This window comes from Bartonella sp. AP36NXGY, from assembly GCF_042195865.1.
Classification (GTDB): Bacteria; Pseudomonadota; Alphaproteobacteria; order Rhizobiales; family Rhizobiaceae; genus Bartonella.
In genome coordinates this window covers 32,371-53,980 of the sequence record NZ_JBHIPD010000006.1, presented here as the reverse complement: position 1 = coordinate 53,980, position 21,610 = coordinate 32,371, and the positions used below count along the sequence as shown (strand labels likewise).

At 37.8% G+C, this 21,610-nt stretch carries 18 protein-coding genes, 2 tRNA genes and 4 pseudogenes; 21 read left to right on the top strand and 3 right to left on the bottom strand.

The genetic code is table 11. From position 1 onward, the window contains the following. Nucleotides 1-449: 449 nt before the first annotated feature. Nucleotides 450-1,226 (bottom strand): annotated as a pseudogene (locus tag ACFINX_RS03975) (DUF3987 domain-containing protein); the annotation flags it as partial. A gap of 11 nt (nucleotides 1,227-1,237) precedes the next feature. Between ACFINX_RS03975 and ACFINX_RS03970 the strand changes: the two are divergent. From ACFINX_RS03970 to ACFINX_RS03960, 3 genes and pseudogenes are all read left to right on the top strand, one after another. Further along, nucleotides 1,238-1,492 carry a hypothetical protein gene (locus ACFINX_RS03970; RefSeq protein ID WP_375668365.1) on the top strand — a complete coding sequence of 85 codons (255 nt, stop codon included), beginning with the start codon at nucleotides 1,238-1,240 and terminating at the stop codon, nucleotides 1,490-1,492. A 132-nt stretch (nucleotides 1,493-1,624) separates the two neighbouring features. Then, complete coding sequence (locus ACFINX_RS03965; protein ID WP_375668364.1) at nucleotides 1,625-1,954, top strand: hypothetical protein; 330 nt, start codon at nucleotides 1,625-1,627, stop codon at nucleotides 1,952-1,954. A gap of 63 nt (nucleotides 1,955-2,017) precedes the next feature. Continuing rightward, a pseudogene (locus ACFINX_RS03960) lies at nucleotides 2,018-2,170 on the top strand (lysozyme); the annotation flags it as partial. On the opposite strand, the gene ACFINX_RS03955 reads toward ACFINX_RS03960, so the two are convergent. Next, the gene (locus ACFINX_RS03955) at nucleotides 2,140-2,958 is read right to left on the bottom strand and encodes an ATP-binding protein (protein WP_375668363.1); all 819 of its coding nucleotides are present in this window, start codon (nucleotides 2,956-2,958) and stop codon (nucleotides 2,140-2,142) included. The pseudogene ACFINX_RS03960 and the gene ACFINX_RS03955 overlap by 31 nt on opposite strands. Before the next feature lie 216 nt (nucleotides 2,959-3,174). Here ACFINX_RS03955 and ACFINX_RS03950 point away from each other — a divergent pair. Beyond that, nucleotides 3,175-3,577: pseudogene (locus ACFINX_RS03950) on the top strand (helix-turn-helix domain-containing protein). 99 nt (nucleotides 3,578-3,676) lie between these two features. On the opposite strand, the gene ACFINX_RS03945 reads toward ACFINX_RS03950, so the two are convergent. Next, nucleotides 3,677-3,752 (bottom strand) — tRNA-Val (locus ACFINX_RS03945). A 173-nt stretch (nucleotides 3,753-3,925) separates the two neighbouring features. Between ACFINX_RS03945 and ACFINX_RS03940 the strand changes: the two genes are divergently transcribed. The 17 genes and pseudogenes from ACFINX_RS03940 (at nucleotide 3,926) to ACFINX_RS03860 (ending at nucleotide 21,493) form a co-directional block, all read left to right on the top strand. Continuing rightward, nucleotides 3,926-4,002 (top strand) — tRNA-Asp (locus ACFINX_RS03940). Nucleotides 4,003-4,300: 298 nt separating this feature from the next. After that, nucleotides 4,301-4,666 carry an NADH-quinone oxidoreductase subunit A gene (locus ACFINX_RS03935; protein ID WP_005773599.1) on the top strand — a complete coding sequence of 122 codons (366 nt, stop codon included), beginning with the start codon at nucleotides 4,301-4,303 and terminating at the stop codon, nucleotides 4,664-4,666. Continuing rightward, complete coding sequence (locus ACFINX_RS03930; protein WP_375638388.1) at nucleotides 4,657-5,238, top strand: NuoB/complex I 20 kDa subunit family protein; 582 nt, start codon at nucleotides 4,657-4,659, stop codon at nucleotides 5,236-5,238. The genes ACFINX_RS03935 and ACFINX_RS03930 overlap by 10 nt, the downstream gene beginning before the upstream one ends. Before the next feature lie 14 nt (nucleotides 5,239-5,252). After that, nucleotides 5,253-5,864 (top strand): NADH-quinone oxidoreductase subunit C, encoded by a 612-nt coding sequence (locus tag ACFINX_RS03925; protein WP_375613458.1) that lies wholly within the window; start codon nucleotides 5,253-5,255, stop codon nucleotides 5,862-5,864. A 121-nt stretch (nucleotides 5,865-5,985) separates the two neighbouring features. After that, nucleotides 5,986-7,176, top strand: a complete 1,191-nt coding sequence (locus ACFINX_RS03920) for an NADH-quinone oxidoreductase subunit D (protein WP_375613457.1) — start codon at nucleotides 5,986-5,988, stop codon at nucleotides 7,174-7,176. Further along, nucleotides 7,176-7,866: pseudogene (gene nuoE / locus ACFINX_RS03915) on the top strand (NADH-quinone oxidoreductase subunit NuoE). Before ACFINX_RS03920 ends, nuoE begins: the two are co-directional and overlap by 1 nt. Nucleotides 7,867-7,995: 129 nt before the next feature. Next, nucleotides 7,996-9,300, top strand: a complete 1,305-nt coding sequence (gene nuoF / locus ACFINX_RS03910; RefSeq protein ID WP_375613456.1) for an NADH-quinone oxidoreductase subunit NuoF — start codon at nucleotides 7,996-7,998, stop codon at nucleotides 9,298-9,300. A 68-nt stretch (nucleotides 9,301-9,368) separates the two neighbouring features. Then, the gene (nuoG, locus tag ACFINX_RS03905; RefSeq protein ID WP_375613455.1) at nucleotides 9,369-11,438 is read left to right on the top strand and encodes an NADH-quinone oxidoreductase subunit NuoG; all 2,070 of its coding nucleotides are present in this window, start codon (nucleotides 9,369-9,371) and stop codon (nucleotides 11,436-11,438) included. A 21-nt stretch (nucleotides 11,439-11,459) separates the two neighbouring features. Next, nucleotides 11,460-12,506 carry an NADH-quinone oxidoreductase subunit NuoH gene (gene nuoH / locus ACFINX_RS03900; protein WP_375632259.1) on the top strand — a complete coding sequence of 349 codons (1,047 nt, stop codon included), beginning with the start codon at nucleotides 11,460-11,462 and terminating at the stop codon, nucleotides 12,504-12,506. 14 nt (nucleotides 12,507-12,520) lie between these two features. Next, on the top strand, nucleotides 12,521-13,012 hold the full coding sequence (gene nuoI, locus ACFINX_RS03895) for an NADH-quinone oxidoreductase subunit NuoI (protein ID WP_273723184.1): 492 nt from the start codon (nucleotides 12,521-12,523) through the stop codon (nucleotides 13,010-13,012). A gap of 94 nt (nucleotides 13,013-13,106) precedes the next feature. Further along, nucleotides 13,107-13,727, top strand: coding sequence for an NADH-quinone oxidoreductase subunit J (locus ACFINX_RS03890; RefSeq protein WP_375668362.1), 621 nt, complete (start codon nucleotides 13,107-13,109; stop codon nucleotides 13,725-13,727). Between the two features lie 14 nt (nucleotides 13,728-13,741). Further along, on the top strand, nucleotides 13,742-14,050 hold the full coding sequence (gene nuoK, locus ACFINX_RS03885) for an NADH-quinone oxidoreductase subunit NuoK (RefSeq protein WP_273791275.1): 309 nt from the start codon (nucleotides 13,742-13,744) through the stop codon (nucleotides 14,048-14,050). Between the two features lie 6 nt (nucleotides 14,051-14,056). Further along, nucleotides 14,057-16,021, top strand: a complete 1,965-nt coding sequence (gene nuoL, locus ACFINX_RS03880; RefSeq protein WP_375638389.1) for an NADH-quinone oxidoreductase subunit L — start codon at nucleotides 14,057-14,059, stop codon at nucleotides 16,019-16,021. Further along, nucleotides 16,021-17,490: an NADH-quinone oxidoreductase subunit M gene (locus tag ACFINX_RS03875; RefSeq protein ID WP_375668361.1), complete on the top strand. Its 1,470-nt coding sequence runs from the start codon at nucleotides 16,021-16,023 to the stop codon at nucleotides 17,488-17,490. The genes nuoL and ACFINX_RS03875 overlap by 1 nt, the downstream gene beginning before the upstream one ends. 17 nt (nucleotides 17,491-17,507) lie before the next feature. Beyond that, a complete protein-coding gene (gene nuoN, locus ACFINX_RS03870; RefSeq protein ID WP_375638390.1) occupies nucleotides 17,508-18,962 on the top strand; it encodes an NADH-quinone oxidoreductase subunit NuoN in 1,455 nt (484 codons plus the stop codon). Continuing rightward, on the top strand, nucleotides 18,962-19,771 hold the full coding sequence (locus tag ACFINX_RS03865) for a biotin--[acetyl-CoA-carboxylase] ligase (protein WP_375613451.1): 810 nt from the start codon (nucleotides 18,962-18,964) through the stop codon (nucleotides 19,769-19,771). Before nuoN ends, ACFINX_RS03865 begins: the two co-directional genes overlap by 1 nt. 45 nt (nucleotides 19,772-19,816) lie before the next feature. After that, nucleotides 19,817-21,493, top strand: coding sequence for a ribonuclease J (locus ACFINX_RS03860; RefSeq protein WP_375628074.1), 1,677 nt, complete (start codon nucleotides 19,817-19,819; stop codon nucleotides 21,491-21,493). Nucleotides 21,494-21,610 lie beyond the last annotated feature (117 nt).

Genomic DNA, 21,610 nt, shown 5'->3' with positions numbered 1-21,610 from the left:
AAAATGCCAATTACGAGTAATATAAATCCCAATGATATTGTAGCTGATATTCACTTAATACCATCAATACTTCCAAATGACTCCTATTATCGTAAGGTTTTTTTCTTTTTTCTTGAGATCATCACCAACGTCATAAAAATATATTTTACCATGCTGTTGCACGTTTGGATTTTTTACAAAAATAGAAATTTCCATAGAGTAGCTCAAGATCCTAAACAAAAATATTAAAATATAATGTTTTTTATTTTTTATTATTAAAAAAATAACATAAACATTGGAATAACTCTCCAAAAGCAACAAAACTCTTTGTAAGAAGAACTCTGATCATTTTCTTTGAAAAAAGAGCAATGAAGAGAATGTCACTAAAAAGAGCGTTGAGCGATTGGCTTGAAAAACTGTCAAAAGAGATTTCTCTATTGTGTGGTCCTATGATTTTTCACCAAGGTGAGCTATTCATAGCGTTTTGTAGGCCGACCGCCTTTTGGGTTTTGTCTTCATAAATTTCACGAAGATAGTTGTAACAGCATAAAAGCTCTAAAGTTTGTTGAATAATTCCTTTATCCTTTAAAAGCTTCCAATCACGCTTATAAACATCTCGTGCAGGTAAAACCATCTGGTAAATGATCACAAGGCTCTACAATGAGTTTTGCATGACTTAACAAATAGGGTGATCAACACAATGTCATAGTGAGTGAAGGCAGGCCTATTTCAAAACGCCCCCCCTCACTCAATTCAAAAATCAAAGCAAGGGTTGGTATGGTTTTATTCATTTTTAAAAGATGTGCTTGTAAACTTGATGAGAAATGACCTCCTTTGATTGTTCTTTGAAAATTTTCCCACCATACACGAAACATTTCTTGAGCTTCAGCAGAAAAGCGTATGGTAATAGGGTGTTTTGGTGATCCTAAAGGTTTATCATAAAGAGAACGAAAGACTCCTTGATAGCTTTCCCATGCCTCTTGTTTAGGAGGTCTATCAACCCATAACCGCTCTTGTCGTTCATCGGGCCACACCAGCATTTGAAATCGTTGCAATAAGCCGTCATTATTTGTTCCATGGTGCATTGCTTGAATAATGGCAATAATCCGTGAAGGTTGAATGCCCCTAATCATAGATAAAGTGACATAAGGGATAAAAATGGTTCCACGTCCTATACGGTCATAAGTAAATTGATCATCTTCATTAAAAGCTTCCAAATAAAAAGCACAGTCTGATTGATACTCCTTTTAAGAAGGCTTTGCTCAATAATACAGAATTTACCTCTGCGATGTATGGAAGCAATGAAGGTGGTGGGATTCAAGGCAAAAAAGCACCTTCACCAAAACATTCTGGAGGTCATAAGAATACGGCAAATATACGGATGATTTCGCATATCGGTTGTGAAGATGGTTGCGGTTATGTTTGGCAATTTGTGAGAGATGTTTGTTTCATGCAAACGGTAACTGGAACCTCACCAAATGTACAGTTTAAAAAAGATATGTATGCATTGTGAGCTGCTGGAGACTGGTCTGATACTACGAATATCAATCCACATCTGCGTGCAGTCATTACACGGAATGCCATTTATGAATCGGCTGGCGCCCGTGGCTGTAGTTATCCACGGCATTTTGTTTAGGAGGGGTAGATGATAGATTATCCAGAGCATTTAAATAGCAAGCAAGATTATCTGAACATGCTTTCCTTTGATAAGGCTGAAACCGTAAGGAGGCTAGGGAATCTTTTAGCAACACGTTTTTATTGGGTCTTTGTTAAAGAGCTTGGAGAGGGAGAAGAGGGGATTGAAGATGACACGCATAAGGTTTGTCTAACAACAACCATGCCGTTTGATTTAAATGGTGATTTTGTAGAAAAGCGTTGTCAGTATGAATTACAGGAAAGCGAATATGCACCGCTCTTTCAACTTGGCTTTCGTGTTGAAGAAGTCGAGCAGCTGATCAAAGAGCATAGCCAATAGAGATCATAAGAAAACATTTTTATCCAGCCCCACTTTTGTGGGGCTTTTTTTATGGAGCGTCAGATGAGAAAGATATCGAAAGAAGGATTAGAGCTTATCAAACAATGGGAAGGTTTGCGTTTAGAGGCATATAGAGACACGGCATGTATCTGGACGATTGGTTATGGTCACACCAGCAATTCGGGTCACCCCCTTGTCAAAAAAGGCATAACAGTACGATTATTAGCACAATAGTAAGCCTCTACTTTAGTCTTAGAATTTGTGTTATCTTCAAAATAATAAGAAAGGCTGAAGGGAATATTTGAAAGACCGATTTTGAGAGTTTTATATTCTAAGTAAGGTAAATCTTGCGTATTGATTGTTCTTTTCTCTAAGCTTTCTACATCTTCTAAATTTTTTACATCCCTTAAGTTATTTACATCTTCTAAATTTTCTACATTATGTACATAAAAGTTAATTTGGATATTTTCATCTTTCTTTAAAAAAAGTAAAGGAAGAAGATGATAGTAAATTTCATTATGAACTAAGTTTATATCTAACACATTTTGTTTATAAGGCCCTTCAAAAGATAAATGTGTATTCCACCATTTATCTTTTTCGCCATTTTCTTTTTTAAAAGAATCTTGTGTAAACTGTGGGGTGAAATTCAGTGAAATTTGAGCATGATGTTCATCTTTGCTAAAACTAATGATTTTAACTTCTTCGAATATTTTCAAGTAAGTAATACGTCCAACCCCTTTACATCCTTCTTGAATTTTATAATCACTTTTATAAGAAGAGAAAGATTTGATATTCTCTTTTGTAAATCCATCTCCATTATCAAAAACACTTATAGAAAAAATTGGTTGATTCTCCCACAAATCTGCATTGCCATAAAGTTGGAATAAAATATCAATTTTTGTTGCATGAGCTTGTATAGAGTTAACGATAGATTCCTTAAGAACTGTAACGATATTCGTTTCTGAAGAAAGATCGCGGATTATAGCATTAAGATTGACAAGCATAAGTACACCAATATATTTTATTTATATATCTCGTTGTAATATTTAAATTTTATAATGATATTAAACACACTATTCCTGATGAAAAGTTAATAATTTCTCACCATAAGAGATATTGTATATGCTTGATAACGGTTTTTGTATAGAGGTATTGGACAAGATCTCCACACACTAAAAATAAAGACTAACCAAAATTTGAAAAACTTTATTAGAATCAGAATAAAATACTTATTCTTTCTAAAGGATTTTTCAAATGTTACCCCCTTTGGTAAAACTTTACGCAAACTTCGTATTGTTCGCTCAGAACGCCTCTATAGATATGGCTAAGAAATTAGACATATCTGTATCATTTTTATCTTCTGTAGAAATTGGCAAAAAATCTGTTCCTGTAGGACTGTAGGAAAAGATAATTGAACTCTATGATTTAGATCAAGAGAAGGCTTTACTCTTAAGAAAAGAAGCTTATGTTTGTCGCAAAAGTTTTACAATCAAGACTTCTGATCCGTTGAGGCATGAAGCTGTTGGTGAGTTTGTTAGAAATTTAGAGAATTTTTCACAACAAAACTTAGCAGAATTAAAAGACGTTCTTGAGAAAGTTTGCAAAAAAAGAGGCGTCCTATAGAGATAGGTTGAAAAATCCTATTCCCTTAACTTTATTAAGGCATCCCTCGCAGTAAAAAAGATATGAATTCCAAAAACTTAATAGGAATATAAAGCTATATGGTGGGCGATGAGAGACTCGAACTCCCGACATCCTCGGTGTAAACGAGGCGCTCTACCAGCTGAGCTAATCGCCCAATGCAATGATCAGCAATTGAATGAAGACTATTTAAGGAAGAATTTTTCTAAACGCAAGAATAAAGATGGGATTTGATAATTTTTTTTAAAAATGCATAATCCTTCTTGACATGAACGCATGAACCCCTTACACGACCGCTTGTACCAAATTAAATTGGTTCGAAAAAAATGCGCGGGTGTAGCTCAGTTGGTTAGAGTGCTGGCCTGTCACGCCGGAGGTCGCGGGTTCGAGCCCCGTCACTCGCGCCATTTCGTGATTCCTTATGAAATTTCCTTTTTAAAATATCCATATGCTATGAGTAATGTGGTGGAGTGTTTGATCGGGGAATAAATATGTTTTTTCTTTCTTTTTATATGGTTTATAAGAATAGGGCTTGCGTCTTTCTTTGCTCTGCGTTACCTATGCCGATAAGAAAAGTATCGCTCTGTATGCCTTAGAAGCAGTATGAATAGAGTTAATAGAGCGATTGTTAAATTTGTCTGTTTGGTCTCGCAATATTGAATCATTGTGTTAAACTCAGGCATTTCGTTACGATGGAAGAGGGTTATGGCTTATTTATTGAGCTCTTATTTGCCAGTCTTGATTTTCATTATTGTGTCAGCGGTTATTGCTGGAGTTTTGTTGATTACACCTTACATTGTAGCATATCGTTCCCCCGATCCTGAAAAATTATCGGCTTATGAATGTGGGTTTAATTCATTTAGTGATGCACGCATGAAGTTTGATATTCGTTTCTATTTGGTATCAATTTTATTTATTATTTTTGATCTTGAAGTTGCATTTCTTTTTCCTTGGGCTGTTTCATTCGAATCAATAGGTATGTTTGGCTTTTGGTCGATGATTGTGTTTTTAGCGATTTTGACTATTGGATTTATATATGAATGGAAAAAAGGAGCCCTTGAATGGAATTAAGATCTAATAATTCAACGATTGAGGCTCCAAAACCAAAAGGAATCATTGATCCAAATACTGGTGGGCTGATAGGATCTGACAATAAGTTTTTTCGTGATATCAATGCTGAATTATCAGATAAGGGTTTTTTAGTTACCTCGGCAGATGCTTTGATTACTTGGGCACGTACCGGTTCTTTAATGTGGATGAGTTTTGGTTTGGCTTGTTGTGCTATCGAAATGATGCAATGCTCAATGCCTCATTATGATAATGAGCGTTTTGGATATGCACCACGAGCTTCACCCCGCCAGTCAGATGTGATGGTGGTGGCAGGTACTCTAACAAATAAGATGGCTCCTGCTTTAAGAAAAGTGTACGATCAGATGCCAGAGCCACGTTATGTGATTTCTATGGGATCATGTGCAAACGGTGGGGGATATTATCATTATTCCTATTCAGTAGTGCGGGGATGTGATCGTATCGTGCCTGTCGATATATATGTCCCAGGGTGTCCACCTACAGCAGAGGCATTATTATACGGCATATTGTTGCTACAGAAAAAAATCCGTCGTACCGGATCCATAGAGCGATAGAGAGTTTTCTTGTCATGGTGGATGAAACATTGGTTGAGCTTGCTGCTTATTTGGAAAACAAATTAAAAAATAAGCTTGAAGAGACTGTTCTTGCTTTTGGTGAATTGACCATTGTGGCACGTCTTGATGCAATTATCGATGTCTTAATGTTTGTTCGTGATGATTCTCGTTGTCAATTTATTAATCTTACAGACATTAGTGGTGTGGATTATCCTTCTCGCGATAAGCGCTTTGATGTTTCTTACCAATTGTTATCTCCTCGTGAGAATTTACGCTTACGTGTAAAGGTTCGTACTGATGAAAATACTCCTGTTGCTTCAGCTTGTACAGTTTATCCTGGCGCAGAGTGGTATGAACGTGAAACGTATGATATGTATGGGATTTTATTTTCAGGACATCCGGATTTGAGACGGATTTTAACAGATTATGGGTTTGAAGGATATCCTTTACGCAAAGACTTTCCTGTGACAGGATTTGTTGAATGCCGTTATGATAATGAAGCAAAGAGGGTGATTTATGAGCCTGTTGTTTTGCGCCAAGAGATGCGTAATTTTGATTTTCTTTCTCCTTGGGAAGGAGGACAGTATACTTTGCCATGTGATGGGAAAGCAGATGAAAAAAAATAATATTGGTTTTGATAAGGCATTATATTAGGGTACTGTATTTCTTAAATAATTAAATATTTTTTAGCGTGATAGATTTTTTTGATATTTGATATGAAGTTTTTTAAAAAGCAAGGGGTTGATTGTGGCTGAGGTCAATGTTCGAAACTTTAATATCAATTTTGGTCCGCAGCATCCTGCCGCGCATGGGGTTTTGCGCATGGTTCTGGAGCTGGACGGTGAAGTTGTTGAGCGTGTAGATCCACATATTGGGTTGTTGCATCGCGGTACTGAAAAATTAATGGAAACAAAGACTTATCTCCAAGCTGGTCCTTATCTAGATCGTTTGGATTATGTTGCTCCTATGAATCAGGAACATGCTTTTGTTCTTGCTATTGAAAAGTTATTAGATATAAAAGTTCCTAAAAGAGGGCAATTAATACGTGTTTTGTTTTCTGAAATTGGGCGTATTCTTAATCATTTGCTTAATGTAACGACACAGGCAATGGATGTTGGTGCTTTAACACCACCGCTTTGGGGATTTGAGCAACGTGAAAGATTGATGATTTTTTATGAGCGTGCCTGTGGTGCTCGTCTTCATGCAAATTATTTTCGTCCTGGTGGCGTGCATCAAGATTTACCAGAATCTTTAGTTGAGGATATTGGTGATTTTATTGATCCATTTCTTGTTTCTCTCGGAAAACTTGACGCGCTTGTGACCCCAAATCGGATTTTTAAGCAGCGTAATGTGGATATTGGCGTTGTAAGTATTGATGAAGCTTGGGCACGCGGTTTTTCTGGGGTTATGATTCGTGGAGCTGGTGTTCCATGGGATTTGCGTAAAAGTCAGCCTTATGAATGTTACGATGAAATGGAATTCGATATTCCTATAGGTAAAAATAGCGATTGTTATGATCGCTATCTTATTCGTATGGAAGAAATGCGTCAATCAGCGAAAATTATGCGCCAATGTGTGGAACGTTTACTGAGTACTGAAAAAAATGGACCAGTTTCGAGCTTGGATCGCAAAATTGTACCACCGACGCGGAGTGAAATGAAAAGCTCGATGGAAGCACTGATTCATCACTTTAAACTCTATACGGAAGGTTTTCATACACCTCCTGGAGAAGTATATGTTGCTGTGGAAGCTCCGAAGGGTGAGTTTGGTGTTTATCTTGTTTCTGATGGAACCAATAAGCCTTATCGTGTCAAGTTGCGTGCTCCTGGGTTTGCTCATCTCCAAGCTATGGATTTTTTAACCAGAGGTCATATGTTAGCAGATGCTACAGCTATTTTGGGTTCGATTGATATTGTTTTTGGGGAGGTTGATCGCTAATGTCTGTACGCCGTCTTGCAGATGATGTTTATCAGCCCGCTGAGTTTTCTTTTACAAAAGAAAATCAGATATGGGTAAAAAATACCATAAAAAAATATCCTGCAGGGCGTCAGCAGTCTGCTGTAATTCCATTATTAATGCGTGCTCAAGAGCAAGATGGTTGGGTGACACGTGCTGCGATTGAGCATATTGCTCAGATTCTTTCCATGGCTTATATCCGTGTCTTAGAAGTTGCTACTTTTTATACTCAGTTTCAGCTTAAGCCTGTTGGAACAAAAGCGCATATTCAAGTTTGTGGTACAACGCCTTGTATGTTACGTGGTTCTGATGAATTGATTAAAGTTTGTCAGAAAAAAATTCATCATGAACCTTTTGCGACCAATCAGGATGGAACCTTATCATGGGAAGAGGTGGAGTGTCTTGGTGCTTGTGTGAATGCTCCGATGGTTATGATTTTTAAAGATACTTATGAAGATCTTACAGCTGAACGCCTTGAAGAAATTATTGATGCATTTGAAGCAGGTAAGGGTTCTGAGATAGAGGTTGGTCCGCAAAATAGTCGTAAATCGTCGGAACCGATTAGTGGTTTAACTTCTCTTATTGATGATGAGAAAGAAAAAAAGATCTCTCAAGTCTTCACCAAAAAAGGATAAGGAAAGAATGGGGAACATAATTAAGTATTTTTCTTGAGAAAATATTTTATTATTCTACCCATGATGGCAACATTTAACGAAAAGTAAGAAATCTTGAAAAGATATTTAAAAATTGCATTTGAGGAAAAGCAGAAAATGCTATGGGTAATAGAAAAAAAGGTGGGGTATGCTAGCTGATAAAGATCGTATCTTCACCAATATTTATGGTTTAAAAGACAAATCATTAAAGGCTGCGATGTTGCGTGGGCATTGGAATGGTCTGAAAGAAATGATTGACAAAGGTCGTGATTGGATCATTGATGAAGTGAAGGCATCGGGTTTACGCGGTCGTGGTGGTGCTGGTTTTCCTACTGGAATGAAGTGGTCCTTTATGCCAAAGCAGAATGATGGGCGTCCTCATTATTTGGTTGTCAATGCCGATGAATCTGAACCTGGAACTTGTAAAGACCGTGATATTTTACGTCATGATCCCCACACTTTGATTGAAGGATGTGCAATCGCTACTTTTGCTATGGGAGCCAATGTTGCTTTTATTTATATTCGTGGTGAATATATTCGTGAACGTGAAGCGCTTCAAGCTGCCGTTGATGAATGCTATGATGCGGGTTTACTTGGCAAAAAAACGAAATATGGGCATGCTTGTGATATTGTTATTCATCATGGAGCGGGTGCTTATATTTGTGGTGAAGAAACAGCTCTTCTTGAAAGTCTTGAGGGAAAAAAGGGACAACCTCGGCTTAAACCACCATTTCCTGCCAATATGGGGATTTATGGCTGTCCAACAACAGTAAATAATGTAGAGTCTATTGCCGTTGTTCCAACGATTTTGCGGCGGGGTGCTTCGTGGTTTTCATCAATCGGACGAGCAAATAATGTTGGAACGAAATTATTTATGGTTTCAGGGCATGTTAATGCACCTTGTACATTTGAAGACGCTCTTGGTGTTTCATTCCGTGAATTAATTGAAAAACATACGGGTGGTGTTCGTGGTGGATGGAATAATCTTTTAGCAGTTATTCCAGGGGGGGCTTCTTGTCCAGTCGTTCGTGGTGAGGATATGATCGATGCGATCATGGATTTTGATGGGATGCGAGATGTCGGGTCTTCTTTTGGCACAGGGGGAATGATTGTTATGGATAAATCAACCGATATTATCAAGGCAATTTGGCGTATAGCTGCTTTTTTCAAGCACGAGAGTTGTGGTCAGTGTACACCGTGTCGTGAGGGGACGGGATGGATGATGCGTCTTTTAGGGCGTATGGTTGAGGGAAGAGCGCAAAAACGCGAGATTGATCTTTTGTTTGAAGTGTCTAAACAGGTTGAAGGACACACTATTTGTGCGCTTGGTGATGCTGCCGCATGGCCTGTACAGGGGTTGATACGTAATTTTCGTCCAGAAATCGAGCGTAGAATTGATGAATACACGCGAAATGTAGTCCAAAGCAAAAATATTGCTTTAGAAGCGGTTTAATAAAGGATTTTGTTTTAAGAACGACCGAATGCAAATTTTAAGTGGGTTATCCGCAGGTTGGATGGGTGATGATAAATATCAAAGTTGATGGCAAAGAGATTGAAGTTCCTGATTACTACACGTTGCTTCAGGCTGCTGAGGCGGCTGGGGCAGAAATTCCACGTTTTTGTTTTCATGAATCTTTGTCAATTGCTGGAAATTGTCGTATGTGTTTAGTTGAGGTTAAGGGTGGTCCACCAAAACCTCAGGCTTCTTGTGCTATGGGGGTTCGTGATTTACGATTAGGGCCTAACGGTGAGGCACCTGAGATTTTTACCAATACACCGATGGTAAAAAAAGCACGTGAAGGTGTTATGGAATTTCTTCTCATTAATCATCCTTTGGATTGTCCAGTGTGTGATCAAGGGGGAGAGTGTGATCTTCAAGATCAAGCAATGCTTTATGGACGAGATTGTTCTCGTTATACAGAAAATAAACGTGCTGTAGAAGATAAATATATTGGACCTCTTGTCAAAACTGTTATGACACGGTGTATTCATTGTACACGGTGTGTTCGTTTTACAACGGAAGTTGCAGGTATTTCTGAGCTTGGTTTGATCGGTCGTGGTGAAGATGCTGAAATTACGACGTATCTTGAAAAAGCTATGACATCTGAATTACAGGGAAATGTTATTGATCTTTGTCCAGTGGGAGCTCTAACTTCAAAACCTTATGCGTTTCATGCCCGTCCGTGGGAATTGGTAAAAACGGAATCGATTGATGTGATGGATGCGCTTGGTAGTGCTATCCGTATTGATAGCCGCGGCCGTGAAGTTATGCGGATTATGCCGCGTACGAATGAAGATGTAAATGAGGAATGGATCTCTGATAAAACGCGTTTTATTTGGGATGGATTACGGACTCAGCGGCTTGATAAGCCATATGTACGCAAAGATGGAAAGCTTCAACCTGTCAGTTGGACAGAAGCTTTTGCAAAAATTAAAATGGTAATCTCTAAAATTTTTCCAGAAAAAATTGGAGCCATTGCGGGGGATCTTGCTTCTGTTGAAGAAATGTATGCCCTTAAAGCATTATTGAGTTCTTTGGGCTCAACGCTTTTTGATTGTCGTCAAAGAGGGGGGGCTTTATCGCCAGAGTTTGGGCGCTCGAGTTATATTTTTAATCCTACAATTGTAGGTATTGAACAGGCTGATGCACTGCTTATTGTGGGATCTAATCCACGTCATGAAGCAGCTGTTTTAAATGCGCGTATTTTAAAGCGCCAACGGATGGGCAATTTTCCTATTGCATTAATTGGAGAGAAAGTCGATTTACGTTATCCTTATTCTTACCTTGGATCTGGGAGTGATACATTAACGACACTTATTCGTGGAGAGGATGTTTTTTTTAATGTCTTAAAAGAAGCGAAGAGGCCCCTTATTCTTATCGGAGAGGGAGCGGTTTCAGGAAGTGAAGGTTTATCTGTTTTAAAAAGTCTTGCTAAATTAGCTGATAATATAGGTGCTCTTAGTGAGACATGGAATGGGTTTGGGGTTCTTCATAATGCAGCTTCGATTGTTGGAGGGTTGGACATAGGCTTTACTTCTAAGCTTGGGGTTGCAAATATACTTAAAACCTGTGAAGTTCTATTTTTGCTTGGTGCTGATGAAGTAGAATTAGCCAATACAAAAGCTTTTACAGTTTATATTGGGAGCCATGGTGATAATGGTGCACATGCTGCTGACGTTATTTTGCCTGCATCTGCTTACACTGAAAAATCAGGGCTTTATGTGAATACAGAAGGACGTGTTCAAATGACAAATCGGGCTGGTTTTGCTCCAGGTGAAGCAAAAGAAGATTGGGCTATTTTGCGTGCTTTATCGGATATTTTAGGACAAAAGCTCCCTTTTGATTCTCTTTCTCAATTAAGGCAATGCTTGTTTAATGATTATCCACACCTTTGTGCTGTTGATGATATAGTGCCTTCTGATATAAGTGGTCTTAAGGCGCTTGGTTCAAAAATGGTTTCTCTCGAGAGTCAAGCATTTACTTCTATGGTTAAAGATTTTTATTTAACAAATCCGATAGCACGTGCTTCTGCTGTTATGGCTGAATGTTCATCTCTTGCAAAAAACCGTGCTACACAAACAGTAAAGTAAGGCAAAGGAAAAGGAATAATGATGTATGATTTCTTTATGACTTGGCTGTTGCCATTACTCATTATAATCGGAAAAACACTTCTTCTTTTGGTCGTTCTTTTGGTCTTAGTTGCTTATCTTCTTTATGCAGATAGAAAAATTTGGGCAGCGGTACAATTGCGTCGTGGACCAAACGTTGTTGGACCATGGGGTTTGTTACAGTCTTTTGCAGATTTAATTAAATTTGTTGTTAAGGAGCCTATTATCCCTGCAGGTGCAAATAAGGGTGTTTTTCTTTTGGCTCCTTTTGTTTCAGCGACACTTGCTTTATCAACTTGGGCTGTTATTCCTGTCAATGAGGGTTGGGAGATTGCAAAGATTAATGTTGGCTTGCTTTATATTTTAGCCATTTCATCTCTTGAAGTTTATGGTGTTATTATGGGGGGATGGGCATCAAATTCAAAATATCCTTTCTTAGGAGCTCTTCGTTCGGCGGCACAAATGGTTTCTTATGAAGTTTCCATTGGTTTTGTGCTTGTGACTGTCATTTTAATAAGTGGTTCGTTAGATCTCACAACAATTGTTTTTAAACAAACGCACGGGCTTGGTACAACTCTTGGTCTTCCTTTTAACAGTTTTCTCGATTGGAATTGGTTGGTCCTTTTTCCAATGTTTATTATATTTTTTATTTCTGCGCTTGCAGAGACAAATCGTCCTCCATTCGATTTGGTGGAAGCAGAATCCGAACTTGTTGCTGGTCATATGGTAGAATATTCTTCAACGCCTTACATGCTCTTCTTTCTAGGTGAATATGTTGCGATTGTTTTAATGTGCGCATTAACAACCATTCTATTTTTAGGCGGTTGGCTGCCTCCCTTAGATGTTTGGTGGCTTAATTGGGTTCCTGGTATCATTTGGTTTGTTTTAAAAGTCTGTTTTGTATTTTTTTGGTTTGCTATGGTTAAAGCATTTGTTCCACGTTATCGCTATGATCAGCTCATGCGGCTTGGTTGGAAGGTTTTTCTTCCTCTCTCACTAGCAATGGTTGTGATAACTGCTGCTTTTTTAAAGTTTACGGATTTCGTTTAAGAGGAGATTTTACGATGTCAGGTTTTATTCAGGCGGCAAAGTCACTTCTTCTATTGGAATTTGTGAGTGCTTTTTTCTTAGCTATGCGTCAATTTTTTTCACCAAAACCCACGATTAATTATCCTTATGAAAAAGGTTTTGTATCTCAGCGTTTTCGTGGTGAGCATGCATTGCGTCGCTATCCAAATGGTGAAGAACGGTGTATTGCTTGTAAATTATGTGAAGCGATTTGTCCTGCTCAAGCGATTACAATTGAAGCTGGTCCACGGCGCAATGATGGTACACGTAGAACTGTCCGTTATGATATAGACATGGTTAAATGTATCTACTGTGGTTTTTGTCAAGAAGCCTGTCCGGTTGAGGCTATTGTCGAAGGTCCAAATTTTGAGTTTGCGACGGAAACACGTGAAGAACTTTATTATGATAAAGAAAAACTTTTATTGAATGGAGATCGCTGGGAGCGAGAAATTGCTCGAAATATATTGATGGATGCGCCTTATCGTTAAGTGTATCGTTAAATGAGGTGTCGGATATTTTTCCGATAAATTGTAATCTGGTATGAAGTTTATACCAATTGTTTGAATAATTAAGGAGAAGCCTATGCTAACAGATCTAGCGGCGGCATTTTTCTATTTGTTTGCTTTTATTATGCTAACAAGTGCAGTTATTGTTATTACAGCACGCAATCCAGTGCATTCTGTTTTGTTTTTAATCCTCGCATTTTTTAATGCAGCAGCTTTGTTTTTACTTGCAGGAGCAGAGTTTTTAGGGCTTATTCTGCTTGTTGTGTATGTTGGAGCTATCGCTGTTTTATTTTTATTTGTCGTTATGATGCTTGACGTTGATTTTGCTGAGTTAAAGAGTGGAACTCTTCGGTATGCTCCTATTGGAGCTCTTATTGGTGTTATTATCGCTGTAGAATTGATTGTTGTTTTTATGAGTAGCTATTTTTCTCCAGTCTTGAGAACGCATGTTACGCAACCAATGCCAGATTTAGCGCAGCGAACAAATACACAAGCATTAGGTGATATTCTCTATACGGATTATGTTTTCTATTTTCAAATTGCTGGAATGATTTTATTGGTTGCAATGATTGGAGCTATTGTTTTAACACTTCGTCATAAATTAGGAGTAAAGCGGCAATCTATTGCGGAGCAAGTTTCTAGAACGGTAGAAAGTGCCATTGAAATCAAACAAGTTGAATCAGGCAAAGGTATGTAAGGGGGGCTATGCAGATGTATATTGATATTACACATTATCTCACTGTTTCTGCTTTGATGTTTACAATTGGTATTGCTGGAATTTTTCTCAACAGAAAAAATGTGATTATTATCTTGATGTCCATTGAGCTTATATTGCTTTCAGTTAATCTCAATTTTGTTGCATTTTCAGCATTTCTTCATGATCTCGTTGGTCAGGTATTCGCTTTATTTGTCTTAACCGTAGCAGCTGCTGAAGCTGCCATTGGTTTAGCAATTCTGGTCGTTTTTTTCCGTAATCGTGGTTCCATTGCGGTTGAAGATGTTAATGTAATGAAAGGCTAACCAGTGATGTATTATACGATTGTCTTTCTTCCGCTTTTGGGTTTTTTAATTGCTGCACTAGGTGGAAAAACGATAGGAGATCGTGCGAGTGAATTGATAACATGTAGCTTTATGGTTGTTGTTGCCATATTATCGTGGATAGCATTTTTCAGTACTGCACTTGGTCATATTCCAGCGATTGATGTATTGGTATTACATTGGATGACTGTTGGTGACTTAAGCTTTAATTGGGCTTTACATGTTGATGCATTAACAGCTGTCATGCTTATTGTTGTGAATAGTGTTTCGGCATTAGTGCATATTTATTCAATTGGTTATATGCACCATGACCCTTCAAGGTCTCGTTTTTTTTCTTATCTTTCTTTGTTTACATTTATGATGCTTATGTTGGTCACATCCAATAATTTGATTCAGATGTTTTTTGGATGGGAAGGTGTCGGACTTGCTTCTTATTTACTCATTGGTTTTTGGTTTCAGCGCGATTCTGCTAATAAGGCCGCAATGAAAGCTTTTGTAGTTAACCGTGTTGGAGACTTTGGTTTTCTCTTAGGAATCTTTAGTATTTTTGTTTTGTTCCAATCGGTTGATTTTGCCTCTATTTTTGCAAAAGCTGCCGACAAGAGCTTTATACAAAATATGACATTTTTAGATTGGCAATTTGATGGGCAGACGGCAATTACCATTACATGTCTTTTATTATTTATTGGTGCGATGGGAAAATCCGCACAATTTCTTTTACATACTTGGCTGCCTGATGCAATGGAAGGGCCAACCCCTGTATCAGCGCTTATTCATGCCGCTACAATGGTAACGGCTGGTGTTTTTATGATTGCGCGTATGTCGCCAATTTTTGAACTTTCTTCAACTGCTTTGACCGTGATTATTATTGTTGGTGCAACAACAGCGTTTTTTGCAGCAACTGTGGGGTTGGTGCAGAATGATATTAAGCGTGTTATTGCTTATTCTACATGCTCTCAACTTGGTTATATGTTTGTGGCATTAGGTGTTGGAGCTTATGGCGCTGCTGTCTTTCATCTTTTTACGCATGCTTTTTTTAAAGCCTTATTGTTTCTTGGTGCAGGTTCTGTGATTCATTCTGTGTCTGATGAACAAGATATGCGAAAAATGGGTGGGTTACGCAAACATATAAAGATCACCTATTGGATGATGATGGTCGGGACCATTGCCTTGACCGGAGTTGGAATTCCAGGAACACTTTTCGGGACTGCAGGTTTCTTCTCAAAAGATGCGATTATAGAGTCTGCTTTTGCATCTCATAATATTGCTTCAGGATATGCTTTTTATCTTCTTGTTTTTGCTGCCTTTTTAACAAGTTTCTATTCATGGCGACTTATCTTTATGACATTCCATGGTAAACCACGGGCAACAGTTGATGTGATGCATCATGTTCATGAATCGCCTCCAGTTATGTTGATTCCACTCTTTCTTTTATCTATTGGAGCAATATTTTCTGGTGTCGTTTTCCAACCTTACTTTTTTGGTGACTTGTATAATGCTTTTTGGAAGGGAGCATTGTTTACAAGCAGCCATAATCATATTCTTCATGATGCTCACCATGTTTTTAATTGGGTAAAATGGTCGCCTTTTATAGCAATGATTCTTGGGTTTATGTTGGCTTATTTATTTTATATTGTGGCTCCCTCTCTTCCCAAGAAAATGGCGCGTATTATGCCAGGAGTGTATCACTTTCTTTACCAAAAGTGGTATTTCGATCAATTATATAACTTTTTATTTGTTCGTCCTACCTTTAGAATTGGTTCTTTTCTTTGGAAAGTGGGAGACGGTAAGATTATTGATGGTCTAGGTCCCAATGGTATTGCAGCGCGTGTTGTTGATATTACAAATAGAGTTGTTCGAATGCAAACAGGCTATCTTTACCACTATGCATTTGCAATGCTTATCGGCGTTGCATTGCTCATTACATGGATGATGATCGGGGGCGTAAACTAATGACCGATTGGCCTATTCTTTCTACGGTTACATTTTTGCCGCTTGTTGGTGTTCTTCTGATTTTGTTTATCAAAGATGATAGTGAAGTAGCACGCCATAATATACGTAATGTCGCATTTTTTACGACTCTATTTGTTTTTATTATTTCTTTAATTATTTGGATAGGATTTGATTCTAGCAACCAAAATTTTCAAATGGTTGAAAAATCCAGTTGGTTAGGGGGGGGTATTAGCTATCATATGGGGGTCGATGGTATTTCTATTCTTTTTGTTGTTCTCTCGGCTTTTCTTTTGCCTTTCTGTATTTTAGCAAGTTGGGAGAATGTTAAAGAGAGATTAAAAGCCTATATGATTGCGTTTCTTCTTCTAGAAGTTGCGATTATTGGTGTTTTTTGTGCTCTTGATGCAATGCTATTCTATGTTTTTTTTGAAGGCAGCCTCATTCCAATGTTTATCATTATAGGTGTATGGGGAGGAGCACGTCGTGTTTATGCAAGTATAAAGTTTTTCTTATATACTTTACTTGGTTCAGTGCTTATGCTGGTTGCTCTTATGGTTATGTATTGGGAGGCTGGGACACTTGATATACCAACTTTACTCAATTATCAGTTTCCTGCTCATATGCAAATATGGCTATGGCTTGCATTTTTTGCTTCTTTCGCAGTTAAAATGCCAATGTGGCCAGTTCATACATGGCTCCCTGATGCTCACGTAGAAGCACCGACAGCGGGTTCTGTTATTTTAGCTGGTGTCTTACTTAAATTAGGTGGGTATGGTTTTCTTCGTTTTTCTTTACCTATGTTTCCTATCGCTTCAGCAGATTTTGCGCCTTTTGTTTTCACATTATCGCTTATCGCTATTATTTATACATCACTGGTTGCACTTGTTCAAAGTGATATCAAAAAACTTATTGCATATTCCTCAATAGCGCATATGGGATATGTAACGATGGGTATTTTTTCTGTGAATGAACAGGGGATACAAGGGGCTATTTATCAGATGCTATCCCATGGAATTGTTTCAGCAGCATTGTTTCTTTGTGTTGGGGTTATCTATGATCGCTTGCATACACGTGAAATTTCAGCGTTTGGTGGTTTAGTGAATAATATGCCTAAATATGCTGTTGTTTTCTTAATTTTCACCATGGCAAATGTTGGTTTGCCTGGAAGCTCAGGATTTTTGGGTGAATTTTTAACCTTAATAGGTGTTTTTCAAGTAAATAAATTGGTTGTTGTTTTAGCAACAACAGGTGTTATCTTATCGGCAGCCTATGCCCTTTATCTTTATCGGCGTGTGATTTTTGGTTCCTTGGATAAAGAGAATTTAAAAGTATTAATAGATCTTTCTTTAAGAGAAAAACTCCTCCTTTATCCAATGGTTATTCTTACAATATTCTTTGGTATCTATCCAACGCCTATTCTTAAGGCAACGGCGTTTTCCGTAGAAACCCTCATCAATAAACTGCACTAGATAAGGGAAGAATGCACATGCAAACTGAAATAATAGCGCAATTAGTCTTAATTCTTCCAGAGCTTTTAATTGCATTAGGAGCTGTCGTGCTGCTTATGATTGGTGTTTATTCCAATACACGTGCTTCTTTAACAGTGACAGGTTTAGCTATGGCACTTCTTGTGGCAACCATTATTATTCTTATAGTTTTTCCGAAAAATGGTTCATTTCAAACCAATGCGCTCGTTATCGATTCCTTTAGTCGTTATATGAAAATTTTAATGCTTATTGGTGCACTCTTTTCTCTTATCATGTCTGTTGGTTTTGCCAATGCACAAAAGTTTAATATATTTGAGTTTCCAGTACTTGTTCTTTTAGCAACCCTTGGAATGATGTTTATGATTTCAGCGGGTAATATGCTGTCGCTTTATATGGGGTTAGAGCTGCAATCTTTAGCTTTATATGTTTTAGCAGCGATTAATCGTAATAATGTAAAATCTTCTGAAGCCGGTATAAAATACTTTGTTTTAGGAGCATTATCTTCAGGGTTGCTTCTTTATGGTATTTCTTTGCTTTATGGTTTTACCGGTCAAATTGGTTTTCACGAAATTGCTCTTGCTTTAAAGGGCAAAAATGTACAATTGGGGGTCATTTTTGGAATTGTCTTTATTTTAGCTGGTTTGGCTTTCAAAATTTCTGCTGTTCCGTTTCATATGTGGACACCTGATGTTTATGAAGGAGCGCCCACACCGATTACAGCATTTTTTGCTGGTGCCCCTAAAGTTGCTGCAATGGCTTTAATCATCCGTATTATTGTGGTGACCTTTATTCCCCTAGGGCGTGTTGATAACGTGATGCCTGCATGGCAACAAATTTTGGTGTTCATGGCGATTACATCAATGATACTGGGTGCTTTTGCTGCAATCGGTCAGAATAATATTAAGCGCTTAATGGCTTATTCGTCGATCAGTCATATGGGTTATGCACTTGTTGGTTTATCTGCTGGAGATATGCTTGGGATAAAAAGCGTTATCCTTTATATGACTATTTATCTTGGAATGACGCTTGGTTCATTTGCCTTTATTCTTGGAATGCGCTCTCAGAATGGAAATGTTGAAAATATTTATGATCTTTCAGGGTTAGCAAAGACGAATCCGTTTATGGCTGTTGTGATGACAATACAGCTTTTTTCTTTAGCAAGCATACCTCCTATGGCTGGTTTTTTTGGAAAGTGGTATACATTTTCTGCTGCTGTCCACGCTGGACTTACGCCACTTGCTGTCGTTGGGATGATAGCGTCTGTAGTTGGGGCTTTTTACTATTTGCGAGTCATTAAAATTATGTGGTTTGATGATGCAAAAGCGCATTTTGTTGCTTTATCGAAAGAGCTTCAATTTTGTCTTGGTCTTTCTGTATTCTTTATTTTATTTTACGCGCTTTTTGGAGTTTGGTTCGCTGAGCTAGCAGAAAAAGCAGCAACAGCATTGTTTTAATGAATATGGTTTATACTTTATCAGATTTTGCACAAAAACAGGGATACACTGTTGAAGCGTACGATAGTGTTGATTCAACAAATCTTATTGCGCAACGAAAAGCGCAAACTGGTCATCAAGGTAATCTTTGGATTGTTGCACAAGAACAATCACAGGGAAGAGCAAGAAGAGGGAGGACTTGGTCTAGTCCAAAAGGGAACCTTTATTCTAGTCTTTTATTAATTGATGATATTGTTCATCAAACTGCGGCTCAACTTGGTTTTGTTGCTGGAGTAAGTGTGGCAGAGGCAATAAAACAATTGATAAAAGAGGAAAAGCAGACAAACAATATTGTGAGCTTAAAATGGCCAAACGATATTTTGCTCAGAGGAGAAAAAAGCTCTGGAGTTTTGCTTGAGATTTTAAAATTGTCATCACAACAATATGCCTTGGTTATTGGTATTGGAATAAATGTGAAATATAATTATGAAGATGCGCCCTATTCCACTTCAAGCTTAAAGAATATCGGGTTGCGTATTGATGCAGAACAATTATTTACGGTTTTGACGGAGTGTTTTTCTAAAAATTACCTTCTTTGGAAACAACCAAAAGGATGTGAAATAATCCGAAAAAAATGGCTTTTATATTCCGCTCATCTTGGGAAACATGTCAAAGTGGTGAATGATGAAAAAGTCATTGAGGGTATTTTTGATGGTCTTGATAGTGATTTTAACTGCATCATAAAGCGAAAAGACGGTCAGACAGCCATTATAACAGCTGGGGATGTTCATTTTGGTTTGGCTGATTCTGTTAATGCAGGCCGTTATTGAAAAATTATTTTATCATCAGATACCTTAATGATTTGGGAGATGTTTATGGTTGCAGCCAATAGATGTGAATTTGTTTTTTTACCTCTGGGAGGTGTAGGTGAAATAGGGATGAATTTAGCTGCTTACGGATTTGGTCCCCAATATCTTCGTGAATGGCTGCTGGTTGATATGGGGATTAGTTTTGCTGGTTCTGAATTACCAGGTGTCGATCTTGTTTTGCCTGATATTCGTTTTCTAGAAAGTGAAAAACACAATATACGGGGTCTTGTTTTAACACATGCACATGAAGATCATTATGGGGCCGTTCTTGATTTATGTCCAAAGTTACAAGTGCCGATTTACTGTACGCCTTTTACGGCAGGATTATTGGAAACTAAAAAACAATTAGATTTTGAATCTCAAAAAATTTTACTCAATATTTTTCAAGCTGGTGATTGTTTTCAGGTAGGTTCCTTTGCTGTAGAGGCTATAGCCGTTAACCATTCAATACCAGAATCTGTATCTTTAGCAATTACAACCTCTTTGGGGACTGTGATTCATACTGGTGATTGGAAAATTGATCATACCCCTTCACTCGGGGCTGTAACCGATGAAAAAAGATTTCGTGCTTTAGGCAAAAAAGGTGTTTTAGCATTACTTTGTGATTCCACAAATGCATGTCGGGATGGTATCTCTCCTTCAGAACAGCAAGTTCAAGCCAGTCTTTCAGAGATTATTTCTAAAGCTGAAGGGCGCGTTGCGATAGCAACTTTTTCTTCTAATATTGGTCGGATACGTTCTATTGCTCTTGCAGCTGAAGCTGCTGGACGTAAGGTGCTTGTCATTGGGCGTTCCCTTAAGCGAAGTATTATGGTTGCACAAGAGCTTGGTTATATGAATGGTTTAGCACCATTTGTAACGGAAGATGATTATGGGTACATCTCGCGAAAAGATCTTGTTTTAATTGTCACAGGGAGCCAAGGTGAGCCATGTGCTGCTTTGGCTAAACTGTCACGTGATGGAATGAAAAATATTGCACTTTCCGCTGGTGATACCGTTATTTATTCATCACGAAGTATTCCAGGAAACGAAAAAGCGATTATTGAGGTACAAAATCGTTTCATTGATTTGGGTATTAAAATTATTACGAATGAAGATGCACTTGTTCATGTTTCAGGTCATCCCCGTCGTTCAGAACTTTTACAGATGTATGATTGGATAAAGCCACAAATACTTGTCCCTGTACATGGGGAAGCAATGCATCTTAAGGCTCAGGCAACTTTAGCACGTCAAGCGGGTATTAAAACTGTTATGGATATCAGAAATGGCTATATGTTACGTCTTGCACCAGAGCCTGTAGAAGTTATTGATCAAGTTCCTGTTGGCCGCATCTATAAGGATGGTTGCTTAATTGGAGATGAAGATGAATTAGGGATTCGTGAACGCCGTAAACTAAGTTATGCTGGTCATGTTACTATTTCTCTCCATATAAATAGTAAGCATGAATTATTAGGGGATATAGGTCTAACAACATTCGGGTTACCTGAAAGTAATGGAAAGGGGGAAAGTTTAAAAGATATTCTTTTAGATATCGTAGAAAATACAGTTTATAATATCCCACGCATGAAACAGAAAAATAATGAACTTATTCGAGAGGCAACACGACGTGCAGTAAGAGCGGCTGTTCATGAAATTTGGCAAAAAAAACCTATCTGTACAGTTTTTTTACATCGGTCAAAATAAAAGAACTTTCCTATTACGTTATTTAAAAAGAGAAGAGCATTTTTATTTTATTGCTAAATAAGAAAAATAGAGAATAAAGCACAATAAATTTTTAAATGATAAGATCGTTATATTTGC

Coding starts and splice junctions, on each gene's coding strand:
- ACFINX_RS03860 (WP_375628074.1), top strand. CDS start 19,817: ATGGTTGCAGCCAATAGATGTGAATTTGTTTTTTTACCTCTGGGAGGT.
- ACFINX_RS03955 (WP_375668363.1), bottom strand. CDS start 2,958: ATGCTTGTCAATCTTAATGCTATAATCCGCGATCTTTCTTCAGAAACG.
- nuoG (WP_375613455.1), top strand. CDS start 9,369: ATGATAAATATCAAAGTTGATGGCAAAGAGATTGAAGTTCCTGATTAC.
- nuoK (WP_273791275.1), top strand. CDS start 13,742: ATGTATATTGATATTACACATTATCTCACTGTTTCTGCTTTGATGTTT.
- ACFINX_RS03875 (WP_375668361.1), top strand. CDS start 16,021: ATGACCGATTGGCCTATTCTTTCTACGGTTACATTTTTGCCGCTTGTT.
- nuoL (WP_375638389.1), top strand. CDS start 14,057: ATGTATTATACGATTGTCTTTCTTCCGCTTTTGGGTTTTTTAATTGCT.
- ACFINX_RS03930 (WP_375638388.1), top strand. CDS start 4,657: ATGGAATTAAGATCTAATAATTCAACGATTGAGGCTCCAAAACCAAAA.
- nuoF (WP_375613456.1), top strand. CDS start 7,996: ATGCTAGCTGATAAAGATCGTATCTTCACCAATATTTATGGTTTAAAA.
- ACFINX_RS03865 (WP_375613451.1), top strand. CDS start 18,962: ATGAATATGGTTTATACTTTATCAGATTTTGCACAAAAACAGGGATAC.
- ACFINX_RS03965 (WP_375668364.1), top strand. CDS start 1,625: ATGATAGATTATCCAGAGCATTTAAATAGCAAGCAAGATTATCTGAAC.
- ACFINX_RS03925 (WP_375613458.1), top strand. CDS start 5,253: ATGGTGGATGAAACATTGGTTGAGCTTGCTGCTTATTTGGAAAACAAA.
- nuoI (WP_273723184.1), top strand. CDS start 12,521: ATGTCAGGTTTTATTCAGGCGGCAAAGTCACTTCTTCTATTGGAATTT.
- nuoN (WP_375638390.1), top strand. CDS start 17,508: ATGCAAACTGAAATAATAGCGCAATTAGTCTTAATTCTTCCAGAGCTT.
- nuoH (WP_375632259.1), top strand. CDS start 11,460: ATGTATGATTTCTTTATGACTTGGCTGTTGCCATTACTCATTATAATC.
- ACFINX_RS03890 (WP_375668362.1), top strand. CDS start 13,107: ATGCTAACAGATCTAGCGGCGGCATTTTTCTATTTGTTTGCTTTTATT.
- ACFINX_RS03935 (WP_005773599.1), top strand. CDS start 4,301: ATGGCTTATTTATTGAGCTCTTATTTGCCAGTCTTGATTTTCATTATT.